This is a genomic window from Rhodovulum sp. ES.010 (genome assembly GCF_900142935.1).
Classification (GTDB): Bacteria; Pseudomonadota; Alphaproteobacteria; order Rhodobacterales; family Rhodobacteraceae; genus Rhodovulum.
On the sequence record NZ_FSRS01000001.1, the window covers coordinates 2400747 to 2417872 of the forward strand.

Below are 17126 nucleotides of genomic sequence, written 5' to 3' on the forward strand. Positions count from 1 at the left end.
GGGCCCTCGGACCCGTGCCAATCCTTTCGCATATGCGCGCCGATCAGTCGGGCAGCGCGAAGACGGTCAGTTGCCCGCCGAGCGCCGTGTAGTCGCTGAGCGCGGCATAGCCGCCCACGGCGCCCAGACCCTCGTTCGGGTTGGTCAGACCGGCCGCCAGACCGATCCCGGCCCAGCCACCGACACCCGACAGGATGCCGATATACTGCTTGTCGTCATGGGTGTAGGTCATGACGTTGCCGATGATCCCCGACGGGGTCTTGAAGCGGTAAAGCTCCTCGCCGGTCTCCGAGTCCACGGCCTTCAGGTACCCTTCGAGCGTGCCGTAGAACACCACGTCGCCCGCGGTGGCCAGGGCGCCCGACCAGACCGAGAACTGCTCGGGGATCGACCACTTGATCTCGCCGTTGATGTTGTCCCAGGCGATGAAGTTGCCCATGCCGCCATGGCTGTCGGGCGCCGGGTACATCGACAGCGTCGCGCCCACATAGGGCTGGCCGGCGGTGTAGCTGACCCGGAAAGGTTCGTAGTCCATGCAGACATGGTTCGTCGGGATGTAGAACGTTTCGGTCTTCGGCGAGTAGGCCGAGGGCTGCTGGTCCTTGGTGCCGAGCGCCGCCGGGCAGATGCCGGTGGTGTTCACGTCCTCGCCGTTCTGCGCGGTCGAGTATTCCGACACCACCTGCGGCCGGCCGTAGGTCTCGGACTCGGGATCCATGTCGACGCCGGTCGTCCAGTTCACCGCCGGGTCGTACTTCGCGGCAACCAGAAGCTCGCCGGTCTCGCGGTCCATCGTGTAGGACAGGCCGTTCCGGTCGGGATGGGTGAGAAGCTTGCGCATCTCGCCGTCCACTTCCTGATCCGTGAGGATCATCTCGTTGACGCCGTCATAGTCCCACTCGTCATGCGGCGTCATCTGGTAGAGCCACTTGGCCATCCCGGTATCGGGGTCGCGGGCGAAGATCGTCATCGAGTACTTGTTGTCGCCCGGACGCTGGGACGGGTTCCAGGTCGAGGGGTTCCCTGTGCCGTAGTAGAACAGGTCGAGTTCCGGGTCGTAGCTGTACCAGCCCCAGGTGGTGCCGCCGCCGATCTGCCACTGGTCGCCTTCCCAGCTCTCGAGCGACGAGTTCTCGCCGATCGGCTCGCCCAGGTTGGTCGTCGCCTCCGGGTCGACCAGCATTTCCTCGTCCGGGCCCATCGAATAGGCGCGCCAGACCTGCTCGCCCGAGTTCATGTCATATGCGGTCACGTGGCCGCGCACGCCGAACTCGCCGCCCGAGATGCCGACGATGATCTTGTCCTTGACCGGCAGCACGGTCGCGGTGTTCGTCTCGCCCTTGGAGGGATCGCCATTGACCGCGGTCCAGACGACTTCGCCGGTCTCGGCGTCCAGGGCCACGACGGTGGTGTCGGCCTGGTGCAGGAAGATCTTGCCCTCGGCATAGGCCACGCCGCGGTTCACGGTGTCGCAGCACATCACCGGGATGACGCTGGAGTCCTGCTTGGGCTCGTATTTCCACTTGATCCGCCCGTCATCGTTCAGGTCGAGCGCGTAGACGATGTTCGGGAACGGCGTATGCACGTACATCGTGTCGCCGATCACCAGCGGGCTGCCCTCGTGGCCGCGCAGAACGCCGGTCGAGAAGGTCCAGGCCACCTGCAGGTCGCCCACGTTGTCGCGGTTGATCTGGTCGAGCTCGGAATAGCGCTGGTTGGCGTAGTCCCCGGTCTGGATCACCCACTGGCCGGGGTCGTTTATCAGCTCGATCAACGCCTCGTTGGCCATCGCCGCCGTGCCGACGCTCAGCGCCGCGACAGAGGTGAAAGCGAGAAGGTTCTTCATGGTCAACTCCCTAGAGATTCTCTTGGTGGTCTTGGTTCCGCCCGGCCCCCTCGGGCACGGCTCGGAACAGGCGCGTCACCGGCGTTCGTTCTCTCCTCCCCCGCCGGTGCGGCACTCGGGTCTTGTCGGCGGTCTCTCCTCTTTCTTTTCGGCGGATCGGGTGGTCGGCCCGGCTCCACCGTGTTGCGGTTCAGTGCTGTGGCCGGCACAAACGTTCGGCGTGCCATGCCACATGATCCCCGGCGAAGGTCGCCACGAAAAAGTAACTGTGGTCGTAGCCCGGCTGCATCCGGACCACGCCCGATTGCCGCCGTCCGGCGAAGGCTTCGGTCAGCGCCTCCGGGCGTAACAGGTCCAGGAACTGGTCGCCCGCGCCCTGATCGATCAGGATCGAATCCTTCCAGCCATGTTCCCGCAGCAGCAGCGCGGCATCGTAGCACGCCCAGGCGGATTCGTCGTCGCCCAGATAGGCGCTGAGTTGTTTGCGGCCCCAGTCCGACCGGGTCGGATTGGCGATGGGCGCGAAGGCCGAGAGCGATGCGAACCGGTCGGGATTGCGCAGCGCAAGCGTCAGCGCCCCGTGCCCGCCCATCGAATGGCCGGTGATCCCGTGCCGGTCGGCAAGGGGAAACTGGTCGAGCACCACCCCGCGCAACTCCTCCAGCACGTAGTCGTACATCCGGAAATGCGGCTCCCACGGCGCGCGCGTCGCATTCACGTAGAAGCCCGCCCCCTGGCCGAGGTCATAGGCCTCGTCGTCGGCCACCCCCTCGCCCCGCGGCGAGGTGTCGGGAAAGACGACGGCAATCCCGTGCTCGGCGGCATGTTCCTGGAACCCGCCCTTCACCATCGCGTTCTCGTGGGTGCAGGTCAGCCCCGAGAGATACCAGAGGACCGGAACGGGCCCGTCCTCGGCCTGGGGCGGCAGGTAGACGCCGAAGGTCATGTCCACGCCGCAGGCGCGCGACGGGTGGGTGCAGACCATCTGCACGCCCCCGAAGCACCTGTTCTGCGTGACGACGTTCATGCCCGCCCCCTCAATAGACCACCACGCTTCTGATGGATTTTCCTTGGTGCATGAGGTCGAAGCCGTGGTTGATCTCGTCCAGCGTCAGGGTGTGGGTGATCATCGGGTCGATCTCGATCTTGCCGTCCATGTACCACTCCACGATCTTCGGCACGTCGGTCCGGCCGCGCGCACCGCCGAACGCCGTGCCCTTCCAGACCCGCCCGGTGACCAACTGGAACGGCCGGGTCGAAATCTCGGCCCCCGCCGGCGCCACGCCGATGATGATCGACTCGCCCCAGCCCTTGTGCGCGCATTCGAGTGCGGCGCGCATCACGTTCACGTTGCCGGTGCAGTCGAAGCTGTAATCCGCGCCGCCCTTCGTCAGGTCGACCAGATAGGGCACCAGGTCGCCCTCAACCTCGGCCGGATTGACGAAATCGGTCATCCCGAAACGCTCGCCCATCTCGCGCTTCGCGGGGTTGAGGTCGACGCCGACGATCTGGTCTGCGCCCACCAGCCTGAGCCCCTGGATCACGTTCAGACCGATGCCGCCCAGCCCGAACACCACCGCCCGGCAGCCGGGCTCCGCCTTGGCGGTGTTGATCACCGCGCCCACCCCCGTGGTCACGCCGCAGCCGATGTAGCAGACCTTGTCGAAGGGCGCGTCGGGGCGGATCTTCGCCACCGCGATCTCGGGCAGCACGGTGTAGTTCGAAAACGTCGAGCAGCCCATGTAGTGATAGAGCGGGTCGCCATCCAGCGTCTTGAACCGCGAGGTGCCGTCGGGCATCAGGCCCTGGCCCTGCGTCGCGCGGATCGCCTGGCAGAGGTTGGTCTTGGGGTTCAGGCAGTATTCGCATTCGCGGCATTCCGGCGTGTAGAGCGGGATCACGTGATCGCCCGTCTTGACGCTGGTCACGCCGGGGCCGGTCTCCACCACCACGCCCGCGCCCTCGTGGCCCAGGATCGTCGGAAACAGCCCCTCCGGGTCGGCGCCCGAGCGCGTGAACTCGTCGGTGTGGCAAAGCCCCGTGGCCTTGATCTCCACCAGAACCTCGCCCGCCTTCGGGCCGGCAAGCTCCACCTCCGTCACCTCCAAAGGCGAATCCGCCCGAAACGCAACCGCAGCACGCGTCCGCATGCACGTCCTCCCCAATGTCCCATTCGTTCGGCCAAAGTATGAAAGCCGCCCCACGGTGCGACAATTGCGACCTTGGTGGGTATTGGGCGCGATGGACAGCCACGCGATCCTCGCTAGACTTGCGCGCAAGGGAGGGAACGATGCGGACATTCGCGATCATGGCAACGGCCGCGCTGGCGATGACGGCCCCGGCGCAGGCCGCCGATTTCTCCGACCCGACCTGGCCCTGCATCCAGCGCAAGGTCGAGCGGCTCTCACCCGGGCTGATGTGGCCCCACCCCATCGAGGAAATGGAGCATTCGCCGGAAACGGCTGCTGCGATCGACGACCTTGCCGCACGCATCGCGCTGCGTCGGGTATCGCTGGACGAACTCGCGCCGCGGATCGAGGCGTTCGTCGCCGCGCACGGGTCCGACCCCGCGTTGCTCGGCCAGGTGTTCAAGGCCGGCTTCGAACGCCTGTCGGCCCAGCGCCGGGCGATCATCGCGGGCATCGAGGACTATTCGCTCAAGCAGATCGCACTGTCCGAACGGATCGACGAGACGCGGGTCGAGATGAATCGCCTGATGGAAGCAGACGCGCCCGACTACGACCGGGTGGACGCGCTGGAAGAACGGCTCGCCTGGGACGAGCGCATCTTCACCGACCGCGCACAATCGCTGACCTATGTCTGCGAAACGCCGATCCTGCTGGAAAAGCGGTTGCACGCCATCGCGCGGATGCTCCTGGACGCCGCCGGGTAGGCGTCACTCCCACTCCAGTTCGGTGAAGGCCACCGTGGCGTTGCGGGCGTTGAACGCCTCGAAAAGCTCCCAGCGGTCCCGCTCGGATCGCGCGATGCCGTCCACCGCGGCGCCCAACCGCGCGCCCTCCGCAATGGCCGCGCGGGTGTCGCCGGCAAGCACGTCGAGATAGCGCGCGGTGTCCGCGCCCCCCTGGGGCCAGGGCAGCACCGGCCCGCCATGGCCGGGCACCACCCGCGCCGCCGGCATCTGCCGCATCTCACCCAGCACCGCCTGCCAGCCGCGCAGCGACCCGTCGAGCGCCGGCACATGCCTATCGAACACCAGATCACCCGCGATCAGCGTGCCGCTCGCCCGGTCGAACGCGGTCAGGTCGTTGCCGGTATGCGCGGGCGGCCAGGCGCGCAGGTCGAGTTCCCGGTCGCCGAGGTCGATCGTGGCCGTCTCGGCGACGGCGACATCCACCGCCGGGGCGGCGGTGCCGATCAGGGCGTCGGGGCCGATCAGCCGCGCGAAACTCTCCAGGTAGTTCGCCTGCCGGTCGGCCAGGGCGCGGGCGAGCGCCTCATGGGCGACTACCTGCGCGCCGGCCTCGACGAAGGGCGCGGCACCGAAGAGGTGGTCGGGATGCATGTGGGTCAGGATGACGTGGCTGACCGGCAGATCGGTCTGCGCCCGGACGGCCCGCCAGAGCGCCTCGCCCACCGCCCGCGCCCCGCCCGTATCGATCACCGCGACCGACCGCGTGCCGACGATCACGGCAAGGTTGGCCACGTCGGCCCCGTTCGCGCGATCCGGTTCGGCCAACACGCCCCGGTGCACCCAGAGCCCCGGCGCCGCCTCCGACAGGGCCAGCGCCGGGCCGGCCGGGCGGCATGTCGGTTCGCCCTGCGCCACGAGTCCGCCCGCAGCCCCCCCGCCGTCCGGCGGCCGCGCGGCCAGGGCCGCGACGCAGGCGTCCCGCCCGGCCGCCTCGTAGCCCGGCAGCAGGACCGGCCGACAGGTCTCGAGCGCGGCGGCGAGACAGAGCGTCACGACGGCCTCGAACATGGGCATCGCCCCCCGGTGAGATCGCGCATGAAGCGTGCCCGGCCACGCAAGCGTGATCCATACCGACCTTTGGCGGATGTCCTGTGGGGCCTTTTTGTGGCAAGATACCGCATCACGCACGTGCAAGAGGGAGGACGCGTCCGATGAAACTGGCGTTCGCCGCCGCGCTGTCGGCGCTGCTTTGCGCACCCGCGCTGGCCGACGCGCCCAAGGCCAACCCGCTGACCGACAGCCCGATCTGGTCCGATCTCCGTGCCGACATCGTGGGCGATATCCCGATCGCCGAGGCCGCAGGGCTGTTTGAGGTCGAGGCGCCCTACCGCGCCAACGACGCGGCCACCGTGCCGATCACGATCCGCCAGACCGACCCGTCGCGCCCCCTGCGGGGCGCCAAGGTCGTGATCGACGAAAATCCCGCACCCGTCGCGGCCGATTTCACCTTCGGTCCGGCGATGGCCCCGGTCGACTTGGAATTCCGTGTCCGGGTGAACCAGTATTCAAACGTCCGCGTGATCGCCGAGGCCGAGGGCGGTCACTACATGACGGGGCGCTTCGTCAAGGCCTCGGGCGGCTGCTCGGCACCGGCGACGCGCGACCCCGAGCAGGCACTGGCCGCGATGGGGCAGATGCGGCTGAAGCATTTCGGCGACGCGCCGGGGATGTCGACCGCGCGGCGCGAGGCGCAGATCATGATCCGCCACCCGAACTATTCGGGGCTTCAGCGCAACCAGATCACCCAGCTTTTCATCGGGGCGCATTTCATCGACCGGCTCGACGTGTACCAAGGAGACGACCTGCTGTTCAGCATGGCGGGCGGCATCTCGATCAGCGAGAACCCGGTCTTCCGGTTCGCCTACACCGACAACGGCGCGCCGGCGCTCACCGTCAAGGCCCATGACACGGAGGGAAACGTATTCGACCGCGTTCTGCCGAAGGACGGGCAGATCTGACTGTCGCGCGGCCCACCGCTTCTTCTTGGCCCAAATACTCCCGCCGGAGGCGCCGCGCGCTGGCGCGCGGCCACGCGACTGCCGCGCGGGGCCTACCGGACGCGCCGGGGCGCCTCAGAAACAGAGGATCTCGGCCTCGGCCTGGGCGCGGCGCAACTCCGCGACCATCTCGTTCGCCATCGCCGCAGTGCGGAAGATCGACATCCGCTCCCCGCCGACCTGGCGCATCGACAGCACGGTTTCGGCCTCGACATAATCCTCGTAGGGGATGATCGACGCGATCACGTCGATCGAACAGGCGCATTTCTCCAACACGTCGCGCCCCTGCCCGTTTACCGCCATGCAGCCGAACACGTAATCGGCCCGCGCCGCCGTGGGATAGTCGTTCAGCTGCCCGGCCATGTCCTGCGCCCCGCCGCCGGCCGGGATCGCGGCGCCGAGGAGCGCGAGCATCACCGCCAGGCGTTTCATTGCTGCCCCTCCGTCTGCACCGCCCGCAGCGCAAGGCGCGACTCGTAAAGCGGCGGCGCACCGTCTGCCCCGGGCACCTCGGCGCTGAGGGACAGGTACCAGCCGGGCACCTGCTCGGACATGGTGAGGGTCAGCGCCAGCGCGCCGAAGCCCTGCATCCGGTCGCGGTTGGGATCGTCCTGGAACGGGCGCAGCACCAGCCGCCGCGCCAGGACCGGCTCGCCGCGATAGGATGCCTCGACCGTCTCGGCGCCCGCCGGCGCGAACAGCGCGTCCTTGATCCGGTTGCGGATGTAGAACGGGCTGCCCCCCGCGGTCTCGGCCATGTCGCGGATCACGGTTTCCATGAAATACATCGCGACCGGGTTACCGACCGCGGCCGGGAAGGTCCCGATGGCGTGCTGCCCGTCGTCGGCAACGAGCCGAAGAACCGCGTCCCCGCCATCGGCCGCGGCCCCCACGAGTTCGAGTTCCACCGCGCCGCCGATCGGTTCGCCCTCGGGCCCGCCTTCGGCGACGTCGCGGGCATAGACCAGCGTCGCCGCGCCCGGCAGCGCGTCAAGCGTGCCCTTGCGGAACACCAGGTCGAAGCCCGCCGGGTCCGCGCCATCGGCGGCCAGCGCCGCACCGGCCGAGAGCGCCACGCCCGCCAGCGCCGCCACGATTGTCTTGCGCATGCCAAATCCTCCCATCTGGTTCAGCCTAGCCGCCCGGCCGCCCCTGTCATGCGATACTTTCGTCGGAAGCCCGGGACGCGGCCCGGGTCTTCCAGTCGATCAGGGGCCGAAGCCGGGCCGGCTGCACCGGCTTTCGCACCAGCGTGACGTCCTCGCGCTCCGCCGCCCGGTCCAGCGTCTCGCCGCGATCGGCGGTGATCATGATCGCCGGGACATGGGCCCCTGTCGTCCGCCGCAGCGCCCGAATCGTCTTCAGCCCGTTGTCGCCTGCGTCGAGCTGGTAGTCGGCCAGGATCACGTCGGGCGCCATGCCGAGTTCCTCGACGAGGCGCACCGCCTCATCGGTCGAGGCCGCGGCCAGCACACCCGCCCCCCAGCTTTCCAGCTTCCGCGAGGTGGCGAACAGCACCTCGGCATCATTTTCGACGACCAGCACGATCAGGTCCAGATCGTCGCGGTCGGAGCCGGCCCCAGCGCCGTCGGGCGCCGGGCAATCCGGGCGCGTCGGGGCCGTCTCGATCTCGATCGAGAACACCGAGCCGCGGCCGGGCTTCGAGCGCACCGCCAACCTGTGGCCCAGGTGACGGCAGGTCCGTTCGACGATCGACAGGCCCAGCCCCATGCCCGAGCCCGGCGGCACGTTGTCGGCGCGGGTAAATTCTTCGAAGATCCGCGCCTGGTCCTTGCGCGAAATGCCGATGCCGGTATCCCAGACTTCCAGCACCACCTTGTCGCCCCGCCGCCGGCAGCCCACCAGCACCCGGCCGCTCTCGGTATACTGGATCGCGTTCACCACGAGGTTCTGCAGCGACCGGGTCAGGTATTGCCGGTCGCTGCGCACCCACGCCGTGCAGGGCACCACGTCCAGGCGCAGGCCCTTCTCGGCGGCCACCATGGCCTGGTCCTCGGCCACCGACCGCATCACCGTGCCGAGGCAGAACTCGGTCGGGCTGAGCGCCGAGCCGGTGCTTTCCAGCCGCGACAGGTCGAGCAGCGCCTGAAGCAGCGATTCCATCGAGCCGAACGAGCCGGCCAGCCGGTCGACCAGCGCCGCCATCGCCGTGCCTTCGGCCATCTCGGACAGGGTCGCGATCAACAGCTTTGCCGCGTTGACCGGCTGCAGAAGATCATGGCTGGCGGCCGCGAGAAAGCGGGTCTTGGACGACATCGCGGCCTCGACCTCGGCCTTGGCGAGGCGCAACTGCTCCTCGACGCGCATCTGGTCGTCATGCTGCTCGCGCAGCCGCCGGTTGGCCTCGGTCAATTCGCGCGTCCGCTCGCGCACCCGCTCTTCCAGAAGCTCGGTGGCCTGCGATTCCAGCGTCACGTCGGCGATGTCGGCCAGGAACCCCCGGTCGGGCAGCAGATGCACATGGAGGTCGAGCACCCGGCCGCTGGCGTGGTGCAATCGCTTGCGCAGACGCCCGTCGCGGCGCAGGTCGGCCGGCCAGCGGTCGGCATCGGCCATGTCGTCCGCCGCGACCAGCCGGTTGTCGCGCACGTAGCGCAGGATCGCGGAGAACTCGACGCCGGCCTGCACCAGCGTGTAGGGCAGGCCCAGCAACTCGCGGAAGCGCGCGTTGCGGATCGTGACCTCGCCCGCCCTCGAGAACGTGCAAAGCCCCAGCGTCATGTGGTCGAAGGCGGCCTGCAGGTAATGCGCCTGCATGTCGATCAGCAGGTCCTTCTCCAGCCGGTTCTTGCGCACGATGTCGGTGATCTCGGTCTGCAGAAGGATGATGTTGCCGGTGCGGGTGCGCTGCTGGCTGATCTGGAACCACCGGTCGTTCTCGAACTCCAGCACGAAGGTCATGCTGGCGCCGCCTGCCGGCCCCCGGATCGCCTGGGCGAGTTCGCGGCACGCCTTTTCGGGGTCGGCCAGATGGCGGCTGGCCTGAAGCGCGCGAAAATAGTCCTCGACGGTCAGCCCGGGCAGGATGCGCGCCGAGATGTCGGGCAGGATCGACTTGAAGAGGTCGTTGCACACCTCCAGCCGGCCCTCGTTGAAAAGCGCGAAGCCGCCCTCCAGCGCGTCCAGCGCCTCGGACAGCCGGCGCTGGGTCTGCTCGCGGTCGACGCGGGCGAGTTCGAGCTCGGTCGAGGTGCGTTCGAGGTCGCGGGTCTTGGCCCAGACCTGCCCCTGCAGCGCCACCGCCGACTGAAACAGCGCATAGGGCGAATCGCCAACCTCGTGCTGGCGGCTCGCGCGCCGGATCAGTGCGTCGATGATCCTGGCCTGGCGGGCGATCTGTTCCTCTGGCGGGGCATCGCGGTCGATCATGCCAGCGCCCCCCGCCGCGCCTCGAAGAAGGCGACGCCCACGAAGGTCTGGTTCACATGGACGCCGCAATGCTGTTCGCCATATGTGTTGAAGCCCAGCACCCGCCGGTCGCACAATCGACCCGACACCGCCGCGCCCAACTGCTTCTGCTCGATCTCGAGTTTCCTGAGCACGCAGTCGAAACCGAGGATGAAGTCGGGCGCGCGGCCAGCCTCGTCCGTGACGTCGAGCCCTTCTTCGAGGGTGCGCAGGATCTCGCGCCCCCGGCCCAGCGTCAGCAACAGGCCGTCGTCGATGGCCGACAGGAAGGCCAGCGCACCATCGTCGATCACCTTCTGGATGGCGCGGACGTGATACATGCTCTTGTTGCGCACGAGGACCGGGTTCTCGGCGAAGACCTGCGGCGAAAGCTGCTCGACCTGGCAGCCGACGAGGCGGGCGTATTCCTGGGCCGCCGGCGCGCCGTTCAGTTCGATCACCAGCCGTTCCTCGGGCACCGCCTGCGTCACAACCATCAGCCGGTCGGTCGGCAGGAAATGGTCGAATCCGAGCCCCGCGAAATCGCAGGCCGTCTCGATCAGGACCAGCAGCGCGGCGTCGCTGTGGAACCGCCCCTCATGGAACACCGCCGTCCGGCGAAAGTTCAGCCCGTCCCCGGCCGAGCCGCCGAACACCGGCAGGTCCCCGAGCCCGGCGGCGAGCGCGGCCACCAGGTTGTCCTCCTGCTTGGACAACCCGTCGGCGAAGATCAGCGCCAGACGGTTCCACTGGGCGGTATGGGAGAATTTTGCCGTGAGCCTCTGCGCCTCGGCGGTCACCCGGGCGATCGACAGCGGGTTCAGCGGTTCGATCAACAGGGTCGCACAGCGGAAGTGCACGCGCGGGAAGGCGAGCAGCATCAGCGCGTCGTCCTCGTAGCCCGCGGGCGTGATCTGCCCCGCGGTGGTGCACCCGAAGACCGGTATGCCCGCGAAGGTCCGGTCCAATGCCTCGGCCAACGGGCCGAGGGGCAGGGTGTCGGGCACGAACACCAGCACGAAGCAGCTTTGTGCGAGGTCGAGCTGGGCGGCGGCCTCGCGCACGGCGGCCTCGGCATCCCCGGCGCGCGACAGCCCGACCCCGACCGTGCAGGCCCCTGAACTGTCCGCCAGCGTCAGCATTCGGGCGCGCGCCTACTGGCCGAGGAACGCGCGCGCGTCCGGTTCGGCGAAGGCACCGCCCATGTCGAGATTGACGCTTTCGACCAGCACCGCGGCCTGGGTCCGGTTCTGCACGCCGAGCCGGCGCAGAAGCGCGGTGATGTGCGCCTTGACCGTCGCCTCGGCCAGCGAGAGTTCGTGCGCGATCTGCTTGTTCGGCTTGCCCGCGCAGATCAGCCGCATGATGCGGGCCTGCTGCGGCGTCAACTCGGCAATCCTCTGGCTGACCTCCTGGACCGTGGGCATCCGTGCCGGGGCGGCGCCTGCCGCACAGCTTTCGCGAAAGGCCGGCGGCAAGTAGCGGCGACCCGCCGTGACCTCGGTCAGCGCCGCGCGAAGCTCCCCGGTGTCGGCATCCTTGGCAATGAAGCCCGCCGCCCCGCCCTCCATCAGCGCGGCGACCAAATCGGGCGAGGTCAGCGCCGAGATTACCAGCATCGGCACATCCGGGATTCGCTCGCGCACCCGGAAAAAGCCCGAAAGCCCGGTGACGTCGGGCAGCTTGAGGTCCAGCATGACGAGGTCGGGCGCGAAGCCAGGGCCGAGTTGGGCCAGGCCATCGGCAAGGTTGGTCGCGGTGCGGATCTCGCAGGCGTCGAAAACACGGGCAAGAGCGGTGGCAAGGGCGTCACCATAAAGCGGATGATCGTCGATCACCAGGATCGAGCGCACACGGTTCGCGCTCGGTTCAACCGAGTCGTGGTTCATAGAAAGTTCCTCCCGAGCCGAACGATAGCAAACGCCCCCCGCCCTGCGCAACGTCGGCAGGGACCTCTTCCGGGGCGCCGGATGCGGTCACGGCGGGTTTCATCGGTGCGGCGTCGCACCTCTCTTGGCCTGCAAGACCACCCGTGGCATGCGAGGTTGTTGATCCGCGTCGCGGCGACGGAATACCCTTCCCGAACCGGGCGGGAACAACCGGCAAGGGGTTGGCTGTGCAGATCGGAGGAAACGAGCGGTGCTGTCCATGACGGAAACGAAACACGAGGACTGGATCGGCCGCGTCGAGGAGCGGACCGGCTGCCTGACGACGGAGCTTGCCGGCATGCTGATGGGCGCGCTGGGACACGAGGCGGCCGCGGCGCCCGCGATCGAGGCCGGAGCGCCGATGCCGACGCTGTGGCACTGGGCGGCCTTTCCGGAATTCGTGCCCCTCGGCGATCTGGGCACCGACGGCCACCCCCGGCTCGGCCGGTTCCTGCCGCCGCTGTCCTATTCGCGGCGGATGTGGGCCGGCGGACGCCTGCGCTTCGAGGGCGGCTTCGCAATCGGCGAGACGCTGCACAAGCGCTCGGAAATCCTCGGGATCGACGAAAAGCAGGGGGCAACGGGGCCGATGGTCTTCGTCAAGGTCGGCCACGCGATCGAGGGCAAGGACGGCCAGATCGCGGAGGAACAGGATATCGTCTACCTCGACATCCCCGACACGTTCCGGGCTCCGAAGAAGCTGCCGCTGCCCGAGGCCCCGGCCTTCGACGAACCCGTGGCGGTCAACGAGGCGCGGCTCTTCCGCTATTCCGCGGCGACCTACAACGCCCACCGCATCCACTACGACCTGCCCTATGCGCGCGAGGTCGAGAAATACCCCGCCCTCATCGTCCACGGCCCGATGCAGGCCACGCTGCTGATGGAGGCGGGCCTGCGGCACACCGGCGGGGCGCCCCGCGCGTTCCGCTTCCGCGGCGTGCACCCGATGTTCGCCGACGAGGACATGCGCCTTCTGGGCACGCGCGGCGCGGACGGCGCGCTGGAGCTCTGCACCGCCACGCCGTCCGGGCACCAGTGCCTGCAGGCCCGGCTGGAGGTCGCGTGATGGGGGTGCTGAAGGGCATGCGCGTCGTCGAGGGCTCCGCCTTCGTCGCGATTCCGCTCGCGGGGATGACGCTGGCGCAGATGGGCGCGGACGTGATCCGCTTCGACCGGCTGGAAGGCGGTCTCGACTACACACGCTGGCCGGTCACGCAGGACGGCCGCAGCCTGTTCTGGGCCGGGCTCAACAAGGGCAAACGCTCGATCGCGATCGACATGAAGAACCCGCGCGGGCGCGAGTTGATCACCGAGATCATCTGCGCCCCGGGCGAGGATGCGGGGCTGTTCCTGACCAACCTTCGGGTCCGCGGCTGGATGGATTACGAGACGCTGTCCACCCACCGGCCCGACCTGGTCATGGTCTCGCTGCTCGGCGACCGGCACGGGCGGCCGGCGGTGGATTACACCGTGAACCCGTCGGTCGGCTTTCCCGACGCCACCGGCCCCGAGGGCAGCACCGACCCCGTCGCGCATGTGCTGCCCGCCTGGGACTGCATCGCCGGCAACATGGCGGTCTCGGGCCTGCTGGCGGCGGAACGCCACCGGCTGCGCACCGGCGCGGGCCAGTCGGTGGAACTGACGCTGAAGGACGTGGCCGCGGCGATGCTGGGCAATCTCGGCATCATCGGCGAGGTCGCGGTGAACGGGGTCGACCGACCCAAGGGCGGCAACGCCCTTTACGGCGCCTACGGACAGGATTTCGTCTGCGCCGACGGAGAGCGCGTTATGGTGATCGGGCTGACCGAGCGGCAATGGCGCGGCCTGCTGAAAGTCACCGGCATGGCGGACCGGATGGCCGCCCTGGAACTGGAACTCGGCGAAAGCCTCTCGGACGAGGGGGCGCGCTGGCGCCACCGCGCGCGGATCACGCAAGTCCTTGCGCCCTGGTTCGCTTCCCGTGCCCCGGCCGAGTTCGCCGAGGCGTTCGAGGCGGCCGGCATCACCTGGTCGACCTTTCGCAGCTTCGCCCGCGCGGTCCGCGAAGACCCCGACCTGTCGCCCGAGAACCCGCTCTTCTCCGAGTTGGACCAACCCGGCATCGGCCGTTACGCGGTGCCCGGATCGCCGTTCAGCTTCTCGGCCGAGGGCCGCGAGCCCCCCGTGCCGGCCCCGGCGCTCGGCCAGCATACCGAGGAGATCCTGGCCGACGTGGTGCGCCTGCCCGAGGGCGAGATCGGCCGGCTCTTCGACGAGGGCATCGTGAAGGGCGCCTGACCCGCCCCGCGGCCCGAGATCAGCCGGGAAAGATCTTTGCCATCTCGGCGTCGAACCGGGCCCAGGTCATGGTGGCCTTGTTACCGGCGTAACCATGGTAATGCGACCTGCCGCTGGATGTGGGCAGGCCCGCCCAGATCCGCGCGAGATTGTTCATGAAGCGGGTGCGGCCGATCGTGCCGGCGAGAAACGCGCCATACCCCGCCTCCTCCAGCAGGAGGTCGGCAAGACGGTCCTGCACCGCCGGCGAAAAGACCGTGCGATGGTCGAGGCCCAGATGTTTCACCAGCCTTTTCAGCGTGGCCGGAATGAACTGGTAGCGGCCGATGGCATGGGGCTGGCCGGGCGTGGCGGCGATCCAGGCGTAAATCTCCGCGATGGTCATCTCGGTCGGCTTCTCGGCCGGCCGCCGCTTGGCGCCATGCTGGACCGCGTCGTAGCCATGCCGCGGTGATTCGGCACGGCTGATCAAGTGCCGGATCCGCTCGGCCTGGGCTGCCCCGTCGCCAAACGCCGCAGGCGGATGGAAAACCGCAAGGTCAGCCCCCTGGTTCTTTGCCGGCGGCACGTCACCCGGACGGGGCGCGAAAAGGCTTCCGCCCTCGCGCCCGGCGAAAAGGCTTGCGCCGCGGGCCTGACCGGCCGACGCGGGCGCGCGCGGCACCAGGGGGGCCATCGCGCCTTGGGCCCGGAACAGCGAGCTTCCGGCCAGGAGCGACATCGGTTCCGCCTGGGCATCACGCGGGCCGGCCATCGCGACGAGGGCCAGCGCGGTCGCCAGGACCGGGCCTGCAGGGTTCATTCTCACCTCGTTCTGAGCGCAAGATCTCGAGGCGAGAGTCCCCGGAAGAGGTTCACATTTGGTTTCGGACTTGGCGGAATCGGCCGAAAACCGGTTGCCGACCTCCACGCTAAGGACACGGGATGTCGCATGGTCGTCGTCAAACGAGGGCCGTGGTTACCGACCCGGGATCGAAAAGAACGCCCCTTACCGACGCGACCGTGTTGAACCGCCCGGTCAGGCCGCCGCTTGCAGGTTGACCGAGCTACGGGCCAACTCCGTCAGCTTCGCGTCCGCCGCCTTCGCCTCCCCGAGGATGCGCCGCAGCGTCTTAGTGTCGTCCAGCCCGAGTTGCTCGGCCCAGGCGACAAGCGTGCCTTAGACGGCGATCGCATAGTGCTGGATGCGCTGGGCCGGCGCGATGAGTGCGGCGTCGCGCACATTCTCGTCGGCAATGGTGCCGAACCATTTCTGCGTCTCGGCGACGATGGCCTGCATCGCCTGGTCGACATGCAGGCCGGGCGTCGCACCATGCCCCTCGATCAGAGTGCTGACTGTATCGGCATGGGCGCGCGTCTCGCGTATCTCGTCGGCCAGAAACTGCCGAAGTGCCGGGTCCGTCGCCTTGTCGGTCACGACGTGCAGCGCGTTGGCGATCTGCGTCTCGAAGGACCGGGCCTCCTGCAGTTCCGTCAGATCGAGCGTTCGAAGACCCTCGACTTCCATGATGGCTCCTCTTCGCTGAGTATCGCGCAGGTGCGATGGACGGGGCGCCGCCGCGAACGCGCCAGCGGGCAGCCGCCAGGCCCGGGTCGCATCCGCGTCGCGGACCAGCCTCCGTTTCGGCATCGCGAGGGAGACCGGTCCTACCGGACCTTCGCGGTCGTGCCGTCGCCGGTCAGGCTTGCCCCTGTCGTCCGTGTCCGGACAGGACGGTCCATACAGCCCAACGTCCGAAATCGCGCGACGCTCTGGCAGGGGCCGGGCCGCTAGCGCCGCACGCCCCCGTGACCGTAGAGATCGGCGTTCCGGTGCGCATGGTCGGGATGCTCGAATTCCAGCGTGCTGTGGCCGATTCCGAAATCGGCGTGCAGCCGTTCCTTGATCTCGGTCTTGATCGCCTCGATCCGTTGCCAACCCTCCGCCGTCACGACGACGTGACAATCGAGCGCGTTCTCATGCTCCTGCATACGCCAGAGGTGGACATGATGCACGTCGCGCACCTCCGCCACCGACCGCATCGCCGCGATCACCGCGGCGCTGTCGATATCGGGTGGGCTGCCGAGCATCAGGATCCGCACCGGGCCGCCGATCTCGGTCAGCGCGAGGTAGAGGATGTAGAGCGCGATGCCGATGGTGATCGCCGGATCGACCCAGTGGACGCCGTAGAGAATGACCAGCGCGCCGCCCGCTACCACCGCGACCGAAGCAACGGCATCGGTCAGGTTATGCAGGAACAGGGCGCGAATGTTGACGCTGCCGCCCCGGATCGACCAGGTCAGCAGCGCGGTCAACGCGTCGACGACCAGCGCCACGCCCCCCAGCACGACGACGACCCAGCCCGTGACCTCTGGCGGGTCGAGCAGGCGCATGCCGCCCTCGTAGAGCAGGTAGGCGCCAACCAGGATCAGCGTGGTGTAGTTGACCAGCGCCGCCACCACCTCGATCCGGGCATAGCCGAAGGTCATGCGCGCGTCCGGCGGCCGCCGCGCTATCTTGCGCGCGGCAAAGGCGATGGCAAGCGAGGCCATGTCCGAGAAATTGTGCAACGCATCCGCGATCAGCGCGAGACTGCCGGAGAGCAAGCCGCCCAGGACCTGCGCAACGGTCAGCAGCGCGTTCGCCCAGATCGCGATCGAAACCCGCCGGTCGCCGGTCTCGAGGTCGAGATGGACATGGTCATGGGCCACGGGCGCACCTCCGGAGTCTCGCCTGCCGTTCCGACCGTGCCCGC

At 68.6% G+C, this 17126-nt stretch carries 15 protein-coding genes and 1 pseudogene; 4 read left to right on the forward strand and 12 right to left on the reverse strand.

Annotation, left to right across the window (positions count from 1 at the left end; genetic code table 11):
• Window positions 1-43 precede the first annotated feature (43 nt).
• The 3 genes from BUR28_RS11775 to BUR28_RS11785 all read right to left on the reverse strand — a co-directional run bounded on the left by BUR28_RS11775 (window position 44) and on the right by BUR28_RS11785 (window position 3996).
• The gene (locus BUR28_RS11775; protein WP_074220300.1) at window positions 44-1846 is read right to left on the reverse strand and encodes a methanol/ethanol family PQQ-dependent dehydrogenase; all 1803 of its coding nucleotides are present in this window, start codon (window positions 1844-1846) and stop codon (window positions 44-46) included.
• A gap of 190 nt (window positions 1847-2036) precedes the next feature.
• On the reverse strand, window positions 2037-2873 hold the full coding sequence (gene fghA / locus BUR28_RS11780) for an S-formylglutathione hydrolase (RefSeq protein WP_074220301.1): 837 nt from the start codon (window positions 2871-2873) through the stop codon (window positions 2037-2039).
• Window positions 2874-2883: 10 nt separating this feature from the next.
• A complete protein-coding gene (locus BUR28_RS11785) occupies window positions 2884-3996 on the reverse strand; it encodes an S-(hydroxymethyl)glutathione dehydrogenase/class III alcohol dehydrogenase (RefSeq protein ID WP_074220302.1) in 1113 nt (370 codons plus the stop codon).
• 140 nt (window positions 3997-4136) lie between these two features.
• Here BUR28_RS11785 and BUR28_RS11790 point away from each other — a divergent pair, with 140 nt between their 5' ends.
• Window positions 4137-4739 carry a hypothetical protein gene (locus BUR28_RS11790; RefSeq protein ID WP_074220303.1) on the forward strand — a complete coding sequence of 201 codons (603 nt, stop codon included), beginning with the start codon at window positions 4137-4139 and terminating at the stop codon, window positions 4737-4739.
• Window positions 4740-4742: 3 nt separating this feature from the next.
• On the opposite strand, the gene BUR28_RS11795 is transcribed toward BUR28_RS11790, so the two are convergent.
• A complete protein-coding gene (locus BUR28_RS11795) occupies window positions 4743-5789 on the reverse strand; it encodes a quinoprotein relay system zinc metallohydrolase 2 (protein ID WP_074220304.1) in 1047 nt (348 codons plus the stop codon).
• A 143-nt stretch (window positions 5790-5932) separates the two neighbouring features.
• On the opposite strand from BUR28_RS11795, the gene BUR28_RS11800 reads away from it, so the two are divergent.
• Window positions 5933-6739, forward strand: coding sequence for a quinoprotein dehydrogenase-associated SoxYZ-like carrier (locus BUR28_RS11800; protein WP_074220305.1), 807 nt, complete (start codon window positions 5933-5935; stop codon window positions 6737-6739).
• Window positions 6740-6853: 114 nt separating this feature from the next.
• On the opposite strand, the gene BUR28_RS11805 is transcribed toward BUR28_RS11800, so the two are convergent.
• From BUR28_RS11805 to BUR28_RS11825, 5 genes are read right to left on the reverse strand one after another with little or no spacing between them, the layout of a single operon-like run.
• Window positions 6854-7210: a hypothetical protein gene (locus BUR28_RS11805; RefSeq protein ID WP_074220306.1), complete on the reverse strand. Its 357-nt coding sequence runs from the start codon at window positions 7208-7210 to the stop codon at window positions 6854-6856.
• The gene (locus tag BUR28_RS11810) at window positions 7207-7887 is read right to left on the reverse strand and encodes a hypothetical protein (protein WP_074220307.1); all 681 of its coding nucleotides are present in this window, start codon (window positions 7885-7887) and stop codon (window positions 7207-7209) included. Before BUR28_RS11810 ends, BUR28_RS11805 begins: the two co-directional genes overlap by 4 nt.
• A gap of 46 nt (window positions 7888-7933) precedes the next feature.
• Window positions 7934-10168 (reverse strand): PAS-domain containing protein, encoded by a 2235-nt coding sequence (locus BUR28_RS11815; protein WP_074220308.1) that lies wholly within the window; start codon window positions 10166-10168, stop codon window positions 7934-7936.
• Window positions 10165-11328, reverse strand: coding sequence for an FIST N-terminal domain-containing protein (locus BUR28_RS11820; protein WP_074220309.1), 1164 nt, complete (start codon window positions 11326-11328; stop codon window positions 10165-10167). Before BUR28_RS11820 ends, BUR28_RS11815 begins: the two co-directional genes overlap by 4 nt.
• Before the next feature lie 12 nt (window positions 11329-11340).
• Entirely contained in the window at window positions 11341-12075 is a 735-nt protein-coding gene (locus tag BUR28_RS11825; RefSeq protein WP_074220310.1) for a response regulator, read from the reverse strand.
• 259 nt (window positions 12076-12334) lie between these two features.
• On the opposite strand from BUR28_RS11825, the gene BUR28_RS11830 reads away from it, so the two are divergent.
• Together BUR28_RS11830 and BUR28_RS11835 are read left to right on the forward strand one after the other, a co-directional pair.
• Window positions 12335-13180 carry an HTD2 family dehydratase gene (locus tag BUR28_RS11830; protein ID WP_074221625.1) on the forward strand — a complete coding sequence of 282 codons (846 nt, stop codon included), beginning with the start codon at window positions 12335-12337 and terminating at the stop codon, window positions 13178-13180.
• A complete protein-coding gene (locus tag BUR28_RS11835; protein WP_139307565.1) occupies window positions 13177-14391 on the forward strand; it encodes a CoA transferase in 1215 nt (404 codons plus the stop codon). The genes BUR28_RS11830 and BUR28_RS11835 overlap by 4 nt, the downstream gene beginning before the upstream one ends.
• Before the next feature lie 19 nt (window positions 14392-14410).
• Here the strand turns inward: BUR28_RS11835 and BUR28_RS11840 are convergent, their stop codons facing one another.
• The 3 genes and pseudogenes from BUR28_RS11840 to BUR28_RS11850 form a co-directional block, all read right to left on the reverse strand.
• The gene (locus tag BUR28_RS11840; protein ID WP_254813737.1) at window positions 14411-15112 is read right to left on the reverse strand and encodes a lysozyme family protein; all 702 of its coding nucleotides are present in this window, start codon (window positions 15110-15112) and stop codon (window positions 14411-14413) included.
• A 297-nt stretch (window positions 15113-15409) separates the two neighbouring features.
• Window positions 15410-16021, reverse strand: a pseudogene (locus BUR28_RS19050) (ferritin-like domain-containing protein).
• Window positions 16022-16161: 140 nt separating this feature from the next.
• The gene (locus BUR28_RS11850) at window positions 16162-17082 is read right to left on the reverse strand and encodes a cation diffusion facilitator family transporter (RefSeq protein ID WP_074220312.1); all 921 of its coding nucleotides are present in this window, start codon (window positions 17080-17082) and stop codon (window positions 16162-16164) included.
• Window positions 17083-17126 lie beyond the last annotated feature (44 nt).

Coding starts and splice junctions, on each gene's coding strand:
- BUR28_RS11810 (WP_074220307.1), bottom strand. CDS start 7,887: ATGCGCAAGACAATCGTGGCGGCGCTGGCGGGCGTGGCGCTCTCGGCC.
- BUR28_RS11790 (WP_074220303.1), top strand. CDS start 4,137: ATGCGGACATTCGCGATCATGGCAACGGCCGCGCTGGCGATGACGGCC.
- fghA (WP_074220301.1), bottom strand. CDS start 2,873: ATGAACGTCGTCACGCAGAACAGGTGCTTCGGGGGCGTGCAGATGGTC.
- BUR28_RS11840 (WP_254813737.1), bottom strand. CDS start 15,112: ATGTCGCTCCTGGCCGGAAGCTCGCTGTTCCGGGCCCAAGGCGCGATG.
- BUR28_RS11830 (WP_074221625.1), top strand. CDS start 12,335: ATGACGGAAACGAAACACGAGGACTGGATCGGCCGCGTCGAGGAGCGG.
- BUR28_RS11825 (WP_074220310.1), bottom strand. CDS start 12,075: ATGAACCACGACTCGGTTGAACCGAGCGCGAACCGTGTGCGCTCGATC.
- BUR28_RS11785 (WP_074220302.1), bottom strand. CDS start 3,996: ATGCGGACGCGTGCTGCGGTTGCGTTTCGGGCGGATTCGCCTTTGGAG.
- BUR28_RS11820 (WP_074220309.1), bottom strand. CDS start 11,328: ATGCTGACGCTGGCGGACAGTTCAGGGGCCTGCACGGTCGGGGTCGGG.
- BUR28_RS11800 (WP_074220305.1), top strand. CDS start 5,933: ATGAAACTGGCGTTCGCCGCCGCGCTGTCGGCGCTGCTTTGCGCACCC.
- BUR28_RS11815 (WP_074220308.1), bottom strand. CDS start 10,168: ATGATCGACCGCGATGCCCCGCCAGAGGAACAGATCGCCCGCCAGGCC.
- BUR28_RS11795 (WP_074220304.1), bottom strand. CDS start 5,789: ATGTTCGAGGCCGTCGTGACGCTCTGTCTCGCCGCCGCGCTCGAGACC.
- BUR28_RS11805 (WP_074220306.1), bottom strand. CDS start 7,210: ATGAAACGCCTGGCGGTGATGCTCGCGCTCCTCGGCGCCGCGATCCCG.
- BUR28_RS11775 (WP_074220300.1), bottom strand. CDS start 1,846: ATGAAGAACCTTCTCGCTTTCACCTCTGTCGCGGCGCTGAGCGTCGGC.